Source organism: Bergeyella zoohelcum ATCC 43767 (genome assembly GCF_000301075.1).
In the GTDB taxonomy this organism is placed as follows: domain Bacteria; phylum Bacteroidota; class Bacteroidia; order Flavobacteriales; family Weeksellaceae; genus Bergeyella; species Bergeyella zoohelcum.
Window position 1 is genome coordinate 509,310 of the sequence record NZ_JH932293.1, and the last position, 11,775, is coordinate 521,084.

The 11,775-nt window shown below is 36.5% G+C and carries 10 protein-coding genes; 6 read left to right on the top strand and 4 right to left on the bottom strand.

What is annotated here, in order from left to right:
* Positions 1 to 105 precede the first annotated feature (105 nt).
* The 3 genes from HMPREF9699_RS02260 (at position 106) to HMPREF9699_RS02270 (ending at position 3,958) form a co-directional block, all read left to right on the top strand.
* The gene (locus tag HMPREF9699_RS02260; protein ID WP_002662067.1) at positions 106 to 1,485 is read left to right on the top strand and encodes a di-heme oxidoreductase family protein; all 1,380 of its coding nucleotides are present in this window, start codon (positions 106 to 108) and stop codon (positions 1,483 to 1,485) included.
* Between the two features lie 505 nt (positions 1,486 to 1,990).
* Entirely contained in the window at positions 1,991 to 3,208 is a 1,218-nt protein-coding gene (locus HMPREF9699_RS02265) for a T9SS type A sorting domain-containing protein (protein WP_002662070.1), read from the top strand.
* Positions 3,209 to 3,211: 3 nt separating this feature from the next.
* Positions 3,212 to 3,958: a T9SS type A sorting domain-containing protein gene (locus HMPREF9699_RS02270; RefSeq protein ID WP_002662072.1), complete on the top strand. Its 747-nt coding sequence runs from the start codon at positions 3,212 to 3,214 to the stop codon at positions 3,956 to 3,958.
* Positions 3,959 to 4,039: 81 nt separating this feature from the next.
* Here the strand turns inward: HMPREF9699_RS02270 and HMPREF9699_RS02275 are convergent, their stop codons facing one another.
* On the bottom strand, positions 4,040 to 4,573 hold the full coding sequence (locus HMPREF9699_RS02275) for a DUF4251 domain-containing protein (protein ID WP_002662074.1): 534 nt from the start codon (positions 4,571 to 4,573) through the stop codon (positions 4,040 to 4,042).
* 102 nt (positions 4,574 to 4,675) lie between these two features.
* Here HMPREF9699_RS02275 and HMPREF9699_RS02280 point away from each other — a divergent pair, with 102 nt between their 5' ends.
* Both HMPREF9699_RS02280 and HMPREF9699_RS02285 read left to right on the top strand, forming a co-directional pair.
* Positions 4,676 to 5,479 (top strand): M48 family metallopeptidase, encoded by an 804-nt coding sequence (locus HMPREF9699_RS02280; RefSeq protein WP_002662077.1) that lies wholly within the window; start codon positions 4,676 to 4,678, stop codon positions 5,477 to 5,479.
* Positions 5,480 to 5,486: 7 nt separating this feature from the next.
* Complete coding sequence (locus tag HMPREF9699_RS02285) at positions 5,487 to 5,801, top strand: hypothetical protein (protein WP_002662079.1); 315 nt, start codon at positions 5,487 to 5,489, stop codon at positions 5,799 to 5,801.
* A gap of 152 nt (positions 5,802 to 5,953) precedes the next feature.
* On the opposite strand, the gene HMPREF9699_RS02290 is transcribed toward HMPREF9699_RS02285, so the two are convergent.
* A complete protein-coding gene (locus HMPREF9699_RS02290) occupies positions 5,954 to 8,719 on the bottom strand; it encodes a bifunctional aconitate hydratase 2/2-methylisocitrate dehydratase (protein WP_002662081.1) in 2,766 nt (921 codons plus the stop codon).
* A gap of 360 nt (positions 8,720 to 9,079) precedes the next feature.
* Between HMPREF9699_RS02290 and HMPREF9699_RS02295 the strand changes: the two genes are divergently transcribed.
* Entirely contained in the window at positions 9,080 to 9,508 is a 429-nt protein-coding gene (locus HMPREF9699_RS02295) for a PepSY-like domain-containing protein (protein WP_002662084.1), read from the top strand.
* Between the two features lie 171 nt (positions 9,509 to 9,679).
* Here the strand turns inward: HMPREF9699_RS02295 and HMPREF9699_RS02300 are convergent, their stop codons facing one another.
* Both HMPREF9699_RS02300 and HMPREF9699_RS02305 read right to left on the bottom strand, forming a co-directional pair.
* Positions 9,680 to 10,060, bottom strand: coding sequence for a hypothetical protein (locus HMPREF9699_RS02300; protein ID WP_002662085.1), 381 nt, complete (start codon positions 10,058 to 10,060; stop codon positions 9,680 to 9,682).
* A gap of 65 nt (positions 10,061 to 10,125) precedes the next feature.
* The gene (locus tag HMPREF9699_RS02305) at positions 10,126 to 11,634 is read right to left on the bottom strand and encodes a GH3 auxin-responsive promoter family protein (RefSeq protein WP_002662087.1); all 1,509 of its coding nucleotides are present in this window, start codon (positions 11,632 to 11,634) and stop codon (positions 10,126 to 10,128) included.
* Positions 11,635 to 11,775: the final 141 nt, after the last annotated feature.

Sequence of the window (11,775 nt, forward strand, 5' to 3'; positions counted from 1 at the left end):
TTATAGGGTTGCTTGGTTTTTGCTCCTGTTTAGAAAATGAGTAATTTCATATAAAATAGATAAGTGATTTAATTTCACAAGTTAATTTTTAAACCTAATTAAAAAATGAAAAACAACTATTGGATTATTGCACTCATTGTTTTTATTGTATTCTCTTGTAAGGATGAAGTGTTTACGCCTACCTATCAGCCTATTGAAGATCGTACTATGGCAGGAGGAGGAACCACTTATATGGAAGCTCATAGTAACTCATTTAGTAACCCAGCACCCAATCTTACCGCATCTGAACTTCAAGAGCATTTATTCGGAGATGCAGAGTTTGAAGCCTCATTCGTATCTGCTCCAGCAACTATCAATCCTGGTTTAGGACCTATCTTTAATCATACTTCGTGTATTAATTGTCATCCTAAAGACGGGCGTTCCAAATTTCCAGATCATTTGGATTTGCCCAATGGCTTTTTTCTCCGAACCAGTATACCAGGAGTAGATGCTCATGGGGGACCAGTACCCACTCCAGGTTTTGGACTTCAGATTCAAAATCAAGCCATTATAGGTTATCAGCCTGAAGCCAAAATAAAAGTCGTTTTTCAGTATAAAACAGAAACACTCGCTGATGGCACCGTGGTAGAATTAAGAAAGCCTATTTTCAGCCTAAAAAATCCTTATATCCCCGTTCCTTCTAATGCCATGTTTTCACCCAGAATGCCTATGCCTGTATTTGGATTAGGATTAATAGAAGCCATTCCTGAAAGCCGAATTCTAAGTCTTCAAGATGAAAATGATGCAGATGGAGATGGAATTTCTGGAAGAGCTAATTTTGTATGGAACCCTATTACCCAAAAAACTGAACTTGGAAGGTTTGGATGGAAAGCAAATACTGCTACGGTACTTCTCCAAACGGCGGGAGCTTATGTTCATGATATGGGAATCACTAATCCTGTTTTTCCTATAGAAACAGGATTTGGACAATCAAATGGTAGTGATGGACATTATGATGACCCTGAATTGGGAACGCAAATTTTAAACGCAGTGGCTCAGTATTGTAGAACGCTTGCTGTACCTGCAGCGAGAAATGTTTTCAATGCTAATGTGAACAATGGATATAAAATCTTCGTCAATGAATTAGAATGTGCAAAATGTCATACACCAAGTCATGTTACAGGTAATAGTGATATTGCTGGGCTTTCCAACCAAAAAATATGGCCATTTTCTGATTTTTTACTTCATGATATGGGAGCTGACTTGGCCGACCATAGACCTGATTTTCTTGCCAATGGCTATGAATGGAGAACGAGACCATTATGGGGATTAGGGTTAACCTTTAAGGTCAATGGGCATCAAAATTTTCTTCATGATGGCAGAGCTAGAAGCATTACCGAAGCCATACTTTGGCATGGGGGAGAAGCACAAAAATCCAAAGAAAAATTTAAACAACTTCCTACCCAAAAGAGGAATGACTTATTGGCATTTTTAAACTCATTATAGATATATCCTATACCATTACTATTTCTTCTCAAGGGAAATTATTTGTATTATTTAAATCTGTATAAAACTATTCAATGGAACATATTGAGAAGTGCATGCAGCGTTGGTTTTACTTAACCAGGGAAGTATTAATAACGATTTAAGTAAATTATAGAATCGTTTGATAATCATAAGCATAGAAGCTGTCTCTACTTATTAGGATAAGAATAGTCATTAGGAAGTAAGGAAAATGAAGTTATAATATTCTTTTTCTTGTTATAAATCTATTAGATTTATCAAGAATGTTGAGTTTAATTTTAATGAATCTCATCTTTCCAGATTATTTGTAAAATACTAAAAGATACTTTGGAATCGTAAACTCAGGGAATTTAAATAAGATAAAAAGCAAGACGAGTTCATATATAGTAAGGAGAAGATAGAGCATAATTTATGATAAAAATCATTTATTTTAATTAATTCTAAATAAAAAATAAAATTATCTTTGTAGTTATTAAACTTTATGCCTATGAAAATAACAATACTATCTGTTTTGTTCAGTATGGGAGCTATGGCTCAGCAGCATCATTTCGTGTCTCCTCAAGGAAAATTAAAATTAATCCATCAGGATAAGGAATACAATCAAACACAAGGATATGCAGTAGAAGAAGCCCGAACCAACTATGTGTATGAACAATACGGTAACAGATTAAATGAGATTCTATATAATAAGGTCAGTAGTAATGGAACACTGAGTGTTTCAGCAAAAAAGATGATGACTTATGATGCACATGATAGAATTATCAAAGTCTCCGAAGAAGAAGCAGATGACCAAGGCGTTTTGTATTTGTCCACAGAAATCGAATATGATTATAACACAATGCATCAGCCTACTGAAATTAGAAGAATAACGCATGACCCTTATGATAATACTTTTGAAATCGATAGAAAGTATGTGTTTACTTATCATAATGGAAAGGTAAGCCAGATTCAGTGGTATTGGGGGTCTTCACTTACTCACCTATTTAATGATTCTTTCACTTATAATGCTCAAGACCAACTGGTAGAATATATCAGAACCACAGCTTCAGGAGAAAATAGGGACAGAAAAACTTATCAGTATAATGCGGCTGGAAAGCAGATAGGGTTTGTGTGGGAAAAATTCTCTAATAATGCATGGAAAAACCACTATAAATTAGAGTATCAATATGATATGAATCATGAAAATATTATTCAGGAAACTTCTTATCTCTTTACCAATGGTGCGTGGAAAGAAAATGTAAAAGTAGAATATGAGTTTGATCTCAATATTTTAGGTTCAAATGCTTATCAGTATAAAGATTATTCATATTATCTAGGGCAACATGAGTGGGTGAATAATAAAAATGTGGTTTCAGAAACCCGTTATTATTCTTATGACCTTCATCCTACTATCAATACTTGGAAATATAATAGAAGTGTTACATCTAATTATTTGGATAGTAGCTCACTTTCTACTGCTGAATTGGTTAATGCTAATAATTTAACTAAAACTTTAGTTTTTCCAAACCCCACTGCTGAGTTTTTTAGGATAGCAAATCCCAATAATATAAGAAAGGTACAGCTTATAGATGCTTCTGGTAAGATAGCAAGAGAGTATTCTGCTAATACAGATGAATATTCAGTACAAGGACTAGCAAAGGGGGGGTATATCGTTATCATTACAGATGAAAAATCTACAAAATCTACTCAATTAATAATTAAATAATTTATGAAAAGAATTTTATTTTTTGCCCTACTTATCGGGGCTTTGGCACAGGCACAGCTGACCAGTATCAATGAAAATTTCGAATCTTTTGCTCTTGCTTCTCTGCCTCAAAATGGATGGCTGTGTGATAAGCCAGATCCTCACGGAGGAATATATAGAAATACCCGAACAGGAAATAAATATCTTGTAGCATATAGTTATGATAGTGCGGAGCCTGTTTATCTTATAATGCCAGAGCTAGTTTCTGTACATGGGACATTGGTATTCTATGCAGGAAGTGGAACTAGTCTCGGAGGTAGTCTTGAGATGGGATTGGTAGATGATCCTTCCAATATAGCAGGTTTTGAAAAAATATCAGACCACGCACTTGATAGAAGCTACATGTCAAGAATTCAGGTGAATATACCCCAAAGTACTAAGAAATTTATTGTTTTCAAATTCATACCTGGAGGTTTGCATCAGGTAATGGGAGTGGATAATGTTACTTTTACCCCTACTCAATTATCTGTGAATGAAAGCGAAAAATCAGTTGCTTTATCAGAGGTGATTTTTGATTCTAATACCCGAAAATTAATTTCTTTAAATCATCAATTGAAGAGTATCCAAATCATCAATGCTGCTGGGCAGAAAGTAGCAGAAATAAAATCACCTAAAAAGGAGGAAGATGTACACCTAGGGACTGGCGTGTATATCGTGATGTATGAAAATGCACAGGGAGAAAAGCGTACAACAAAAATTCGTGTAAACTAATAACTTGTTTTCATAGCCATTGAATTTAAAAACACCACTCTAAAGAATTAATAGAGTGGTGTTTTTTTTGATGCTAACATTTTATTTCGTTTCTGATTTCACTTCTGTAATATATCCAGAGTAGGAAATCGGAATTCTGTCATTCGCTTGTACGGAAAGATAAGCACTTCCGTTTTTAGAAATTTCAATAAAAATCTTCTGAACAGCCTTTGCATCTTTTGGCGTGATGGTAATGATATATCCTCCTTTCTTGGTGGTTTTTTTATCATATAGATAGTGATTTGAAGTAAAATTCAATCCATTATCATTTGGGTCCATCGTGGCTACAAATCTTCGTCCATAATAAGGTAAATAGACCGTGATTTCTTTTTCCTTTACATCCATACCATAGGTTTCTGTATTGAGTTCATAAAGTCTTGCGGATGAATGTGTAGGGTGTGTATTCATTACTGCTCTTATATCTTGGTTAGTGGGATGTGCTCTTTGAGCTTTAAAAGAAAAATGTTTTTGTTCTGTGATTTTTTCAAGGGTATGTGGTAAAATATGAGTTTGCGAACTACATGACCATATTGTAAGAAACATAAGGGAACTGGATAATGCGGCGTATGTTTTCATTTTTCAAAGGTTTTTATATAATTGTAACTGGTTTTTATTTTTATGATATTTTACATCCACAATGGAATAAAAATTGATAAATCGTTATCTAAAATATAAGCAATGAAAAATCTAAGCCAAATTATATCAGGATTAATAGGAGTAGTAATTTTGGGAGCTTGCTATACCAATCCAATGACGGGAAGACGCTCTTTACAAATGAAAGGCAATACAGATTTGTCTGCCATGGCGGCTACAGAATATACCAAAACACTTGCTCAGTCAAAGGTAGTTACAGGAACTAAGGAAGCCAATATGGTGAAAAATGTAGGAATGAGAATAAAAAATGCGGCAGAAAGATACTATAAAAATATAGGAAGGGAGCAAGATTTAAGTGGTTATAGCTGGCAGTTTACCTTAATTCAAAATTCGCAATTGAACGCTTGGTGTATGCCAGGTGGTAAGGTGGCTGTATATACAGGAATTTTACCCGTTACTAAATCAGAAACGGGACTGGCCGTAGTGATGGGGCACGAAGTAGCTCATGCACTTGCAGGGCATGGAAACGAGAGAATTACGCAGGCTACCATCGCTCAGTATGGAGGAGCCGTAATAGGAGGAAGTATTTCTAACCGAAATATAAGTGATATATTTAATAGATTATACCCTATAGGTGCCAGTGTAGGACTGATGGCTTTCGGTAGAAATCAAGAGCTAGAAGCCGACCAAATGGGGCTATATCTTATGGCAATGGCAGGCTATGACCCAAGAGAGGCAGTGCCTTTTTGGAATAGAATGGAAGCGGCAAGTAGTGGACAAGGAAGATTGCCCGCTTATCTTTCTACTCATCCGAGTCCTGAAAATAGAATAGCAAAAATCAATGCCAATATGCCACATGCATTGAATTATTATAATACTAAGAAATAAAAAACAAATGAAAAATCTTACTTTGATAGGAGCTGTTTTATTAGGTTTAGCAGCATTGTTGTATTTTTTACAGGAATCTATAACACTTAAAGATTTTTTTTCACCTCTTAATCTGATGGGGATTTTGGCAGGTGTAGGTATAGGACTTATTGTAGGGGGCATTGTGGGTTATGTAAGTAAAGGAAGTGCCATTAAAGAAAAGCAAAAGAAGGCCGCCTATCTTCAGCTTCAAAAAGAAAAGCAAGAGCTGGAAAAGCAAGCTGCAGAACTCGCGATGCAATCTCAGAAAGAAACCAACCACGAAATGGATAATAAAATATAGAAAAACAAAAGTGTGCTATTTTTCAGTACTTTGCCAAAGTACTGAAAAATTTTGGTAAAGTGCTTTGAAAGCGTTTTAAAACTCAGGCATCTACAATACAAAAGCTCCACCCTGTGAAAGGTGGAGCTTTTTATTATAAATAGACCAATTCCTTATATCTTCGTCGAAATCGGTTGAAACTTAGTCAAGTTAATTCCTTCTACAGCTACTTTGTATTCTTCCATAGTTGGGATTCTTCCTAAGATAGCTGAAAGTACCACTACCGGTGTAGATGCTAAGAGCGATTCTCCTTTTTTGTCGGCACGGTCTTCTACCACACGCCCTTGAAACAAACGCGTAGAAGTGGACATTACCGTATCTCCTTTTTCGGCTTTCTCTTGGTTACCCATACAAAGGTTGCACCCCGGACGCTCCAGATACATAATGTTCTCGTATTCTGTTCTTGCCGTTTGTTTAGGTAACGCATCGCTGAACTCAAAACCTGAATACTTTTGTAGATATTCCCAATCTCCTTCGGCTTTTAGCTCATCGATGATGTTGTAAGTAGGTGCGGCAACCACCAGCGGTGCATTGAATTTTACTTCGCCGTATTGTTTCTCCAAGTTTTTAAGCATTTGCGAAACAATTTTCAAGTCGTCTTTATGCACCATACAAGACCCTACGAAACCTAAATCTACTTTTTTATTATCTCCGTAAAATGACAACGGACGAATAGTATCGTGAGTATATCGTTTTGAAATATCCTCGTTGTTTACATCTGGATCGGCAATCATTGGTTCATCAATCAAGTCCAAATCAATGACCACTTCAGCATAATATTTTGCATCAGCATCAGGTTGAAGAGCTGGTTTTTCACCCGAACGAATTTCCGCAATACGCTTGTCGGCTTTTGCTATCAGTCCTTTTAGTACTTGATTTTCGTTGTCCATACCTTTCTCTATCATGATTTGGATACGAGATTTAGCAATTTCCAACGATTCAATCAATGTATCATCTTGCGAAATACAAATTGATGCTTTGGCTTTCATCTCGGCCGTCCAATCCGTGAAAGTAAAGGCTTGGTCTGCCAGTAAAGTTCCGATATGTACCTCGATGATTCTTCCTTGGAAGACATTTTCACCGTCAAATTGTTGTAGCATTTGCAATTGTGTAGCATGAACCACATCACGGAAATCCATGTGTTCTTTCATACTTCCTTTGAAGGTAACTTTCACAGATTCAGGGATTGGCATAGAAGCCTCACCTGTTGCCAAGGCTAAGGCAACGGTACCCGAATCAGCACCAAAGGCCACCCCTTTAGACATACGCGTGTGCGAGTCTCCCCCAATGATGATTGCCCACTCATCCACTGTAATATCGTTCAATACTTTGTGGATAACATCCGTCATTGCATGGTATTCCCCTTTGGGGTCACGAGCCGTAATGACACCAAAATCGTTCATGAACTTCATCAATTTCGGGATATTTGCCTGAGCTTTTTTGTCCCAAACCGATGCCGTATGACATCCCGATTGGTAAGCTCCATCCACGATAGGAGAAATCACCGTAGCCGCCATAGCTTCTAACTCTTGAGCGGTCATCAGTCCTGTAGTATCTTGAGAACCAACGATATTTACTTTTACACGAACATCTGAACCTGCATAAAGTGTTTTCCCTGGTGCTACCCCCACTGCATTTTTATTAAAGATTTTTTCTACAGCTGTTAATCCTACTCCTTCTTTTACCACTTCTTTGGCAGGAGCGAAGACTTGAGGAGCTTGGATTCCCAAAGTTTGAGCGGCGAAAGTTTGGATTTTTTTACCGAAAACAATCGCGTACGAACCACCTGCTCTGATGAATTCTAATTTTTGCGGTGTGAAAGACTTAGAAATATCTTTTAATTCTTGGTCTCCGTTGTATAATTTTTTAGTTTTTGTATTGATGGTCAAAACAGTACCTGTTTCCACAGAGTACACTTGTTCCAGAATGATATCGCCTTTTTCATCACGCACCACATTGCCATCGGCATCGGTTTTCTTGACCCAGTTTTGTAGGTCAATTCCGATACCTCCCGTTACATCTACTGTAGTTAAGAAAATTGGTGAAATACCGTTCGTTCCGGCTACAATCGGAGCGATGTTTACAAATGGTACATACGGAGATGCCTGTTTTCCTGTCCAAAGAGCCACATTGTTTACCCCCGACATACGCGAAGACCCTACCCCCATTGTTCCTTTTTCAGCGATAAGCATCACTTGTTTATCAGGGTGTGCGGCTTTCATCGCCACGATTTCCGCTTGAGCTTCAGGGGAAATCATGGACTTTCCGTGCAATTCACGGTCAGAACGAGAGTGGGCTTGGTTTCCTGGTGATAATAAATCCGTAGAAATATCTCCTTCGGCGGCAATATAAGTTACCACTTTAATTTCCTCTGGAACTTCTGGTAATTGGGTAAAAAATTCTGCTTTTGCGTAGCTTTTCAATATATCTTTTGCAATTGCATTTCCTGCTTTATACGCTTCCGCCAAACGAGCTGTATCGGCATCGTAAAGGAATACTTGTGTTTTGAGTACTTCAGCGGCTTTTTGAGCAATCGCTTCGTCGTTTCCAAGGGCTAAATCCAATAACACTTTAATGGATGGACCACCTTTCATGTGCGACAATAACTCAAAAGCGAAGTCGGTAGAAATTTCTGCAATATTTTCTTTTCCAAGGACGATGTCTTTCAAAAACTGAGCTTTTACTCCTGCTGCAGAAGTAGTTCCTGGAAGGGTGTTGTAGATGAAATGGTGAATGGCATCTGCTCTATGCGAACTATTTTCATCTTTGATTTGCTCGATGATTTCGCTGAGCAATTCTGCCCCATCAATGGGTTTAGGGTGTAAGCCCTGTTGTTTTCTTTCTTCAATTTCTTGAATGTAATCGTTGTAAAGATTCATAATAGACTTTAGTTTTATCAAAAATTGGAGCCAATTTCTTAGTGTATTAAAGAATTGGGCTAAAAAACATTGAACTGAGTCAATGGAAAATCATTTTTGTAAGTCAGTGTATTTTCAAAGCAACACTATTCCACGCAAAAATACTAAAAGGGATTAATATTTTAATGAGATTGAGAAAGATTGAAAATGTAATAAATCTTATTTATAATCATTCTATTTAACAGTGGTCTTTTTATGAAGATAGCAAGTAAAGAACAATCAAATTGTAAAGTGAAAAGATGTAATTTATCATGTTTTATTTCAGAACATTGGTATAAACTTTGTGAATTATATACCTAGTAAATTTAAAATCATTATGATATGAAAAAAATACTAATCACAGCAATGACATTGTTTGTAGGGGTAATTTTTGGACAAGAAGGCCCTATAGGTTTTAATCAACTTCCCAAAAACGCTCAATCCTTTGTGAATAAATATTTCGGTAAGGGTGTGGTAAGTACTGTTATTAGAGACAAAGAAGTTTCTAAAATAGATTACAAAGTAATAATGAAAGATGGTACGAAAATAACATTCGATGGAAGAGGAAATTGGGATGATGTAGAAACAAAGGGATATTCTGTTCCTGCAGCACTTATTCCTGTCTCTATTAGAAACTATGTAGCTCAAAATTATAAAGGGATCCAGATAGTAGGAATTGATAAAGAGTCTTATAAATATAAGATAGAACTTTCTAATCGAATGGATTTAGAATTTAATAAACAAGGTAAGTTCATTAAGATAGGTGATTAATCCTTTTGAGTTAAGGTATATAAAACAGTACAGATGAATGAAATTTGTACTGTTTTTTTATACGCAGATAAACTGTTGGGTTACTTGATAACAGTGTGGTAATGAGGATGAAAAAATCCTTTTGTACCGCAGTAGAAAAGGATTAAGATTTTATTTTTAAGGAGGGGAGCGTTATTTTTTTTCATCTTTGGTAGCTCTGGTAGCACTGTAGATAATAGCGGCTACTCCTGCGATACCGATGCCTATCCCTGCTGTTCTTACTCCTGATTTTCTAAGGTCTTTAGAAGATTTTACATCACTTTTAGCTAAAAGAATTTGTTCCTTTTTTCCTCTGGTAGAATAGCCTACTATGCTATCATGAGTAAGATGAGAAAAAGTCATTCTGTGTTTTTCATTGTTTTCCAGAGTAAACTTATAACGCTTTCCAGAGTTCAGTTGGGAAAAATTTTTAGGTTGATTGGGAGTAGCGGTATATTTAGTAGTTACGCTACAAGATGATAAAGCTAAAGCAACTGAAAGGAAACCGCTAAAAATGGTATATTTTGTTTTCATGTAATTTAATTTTTACCAAAAGTACATATTTTCTTTAAATTCACACTTTTTTTCTGAAAAATTCCTTAGTGATTTAATTTGAATTTTTCAAGTTCGTTCGCGATGCTTCTATCATTTGCCAACCTTGGAAGTTTATTTTGTCCCCCTAATTTCCCTGTGGATTTAGCAAAATCTATGAAAGAATTGCTTTTTAAAATGGTAATTTTTAATCTTCTGAGGATGTTGCCCTCTCTTAAATCTTTGTAATAAATATTTTTGGCACACATTTCAGCGTCTAATTGTTCTTCAAAAGCGAGGACATTTTCGGGAGCCGTATCAAATTCTATCAGCCATTCGTGGTAGGGAAGTCCCTCATTAGGATTGACCTGCGGTGCGAGATGATATTCTCTTACCATGACTTCTGGAAAGGCTTTCAAAGTATTTTTCATAGAAGTTTCCGCCTCATGGCCAATGACATGTTCTCCAAATGCTGAAGTAAAGTGTTTCGTTCTTCCAGTAACTAAAATTCGGTATGGATTTTTTGAAATAAACTGAACCACATCACCTATAGAATATGCCCAAAGCCCACTATTGGTGGTAATAATGAGTGCATAATCTTTGTAGAGTTCTATTTCAGAAAGAGTATATCTACGGGGATTTTCTTTTCCTATTTCTTCTAAAGGAACAAATTCATAGAAAATACCATGGTGGGTGAGTAGCTGTAGCCCCTCTTGGGTACAGTCATCTTGAAAGGCAAAAAATCCTTCACTGGCGGGGAAAGTTTGAATGACATCCACAGGTTTTCCTAATAGTTCATTCATTTTTTCGCGGTAGGGTTCATAGTTGACCCCACCTGTAACAATGATTTGTAGCCGAGGGAAAATTTCTTTGATGCTTTTACCGTGCTTGTCTCTTAGTTTTTCGAAATACATGATGAGCCAAGGTGGAATGCCCGAAATAAGGGTCATATTCTCATGTTCTGTTTCTTGTATGATGGCATCTAGTTTGGTTTCCCAGTCTTCAATGGTATTGGTTTCCCATGAAGGTAGTCTGTTTTTTTGCAGGTACTGAGGAATATGATGAGCAACGATTCCCGAAAGACGCCCCACTTTAATTCCGAAGAGGTCTTCTAAGGCAGGACTTCCTTGGAGAAAAATCATTTTACCGTTCACGAAATCGGCATTATTTTTTTGAGCGATATAGTGAAACAAGGCACTTTGGGCGGCTTTTACTTGGTCATCCATTCCTTCACTTGTCAGCGGAATATACTTCGCTCCCGAAGTGGTTCCTGAGGTTTTGGCAAAATAGGTTGGGGTATCAGGGTAGAGAATATGGGCTTGTCCTTTTTTTATGCGTTCTATATAGGGTCTTAGGTCTTCATAATCCGAAATGGGAACTTGCCTTTGAAAATCTTGTATAGATTGGATGCTTTCAAAATTTCTTTCTCTTCCGAAGAGGGTTTTATTGGCTTTGTTTACCAGTTCTAAAAGCAGTTTTTCTTGATCTTCAGCAGCATTTTGTTTATGTTGATATGATTTTTTTACATGATTTTTTGCCCAAATTTTGGCAATTGTTTTTTTGATGTATCCTATCATAGTATTCGGGGTTATGATGAAGTGATTTAAGGCTGTGAATTTAGTGAAAATATTGAGATGATGCTTTGATTTTTGTTTTTCAAATCACATTTGACCCCGCTAGGGTCATAAAAATCTTTTTGCGTATTAGAAAACTTTATC

What these genes read in the sequence shown, in the direction of transcription:
- HMPREF9699_RS02260 (WP_002662067.1), top strand. Translation starts at nt 106, where the DNA reads ATGAAAAACAACTATTGGATTATTGCACTCATTGTTTTTATTGTATTC.
- HMPREF9699_RS02265 (WP_002662070.1), top strand. Translation starts at nt 1,991, where the DNA reads ATGAAAATAACAATACTATCTGTTTTGTTCAGTATGGGAGCTATGGCT.
- HMPREF9699_RS02270 (WP_002662072.1), top strand. Translation starts at nt 3,212, where the DNA reads ATGAAAAGAATTTTATTTTTTGCCCTACTTATCGGGGCTTTGGCACAG.
- HMPREF9699_RS02275 (WP_002662074.1), bottom strand. Translation starts at nt 4,573, where the DNA reads ATGAAAACATACGCCGCATTATCCAGTTCCCTTATGTTTCTTACAATA.
- HMPREF9699_RS02280 (WP_002662077.1), top strand. Translation starts at nt 4,676, where the DNA reads ATGAAAAATCTAAGCCAAATTATATCAGGATTAATAGGAGTAGTAATT.
- HMPREF9699_RS02285 (WP_002662079.1), top strand. Translation starts at nt 5,487, where the DNA reads ATGAAAAATCTTACTTTGATAGGAGCTGTTTTATTAGGTTTAGCAGCA.
- HMPREF9699_RS02290 (WP_002662081.1), bottom strand. Translation starts at nt 8,719, where the DNA reads ATGAATCTTTACAACGATTACATTCAAGAAATTGAAGAAAGAAAACAA.
- HMPREF9699_RS02295 (WP_002662084.1), top strand. Translation starts at nt 9,080, where the DNA reads ATGAAAAAAATACTAATCACAGCAATGACATTGTTTGTAGGGGTAATT.
- HMPREF9699_RS02300 (WP_002662085.1), bottom strand. Translation starts at nt 10,060, where the DNA reads ATGAAAACAAAATATACCATTTTTAGCGGTTTCCTTTCAGTTGCTTTA.
- HMPREF9699_RS02305 (WP_002662087.1), bottom strand. Translation starts at nt 11,634, where the DNA reads ATGATAGGATACATCAAAAAAACAATTGCCAAAATTTGGGCAAAAAAT.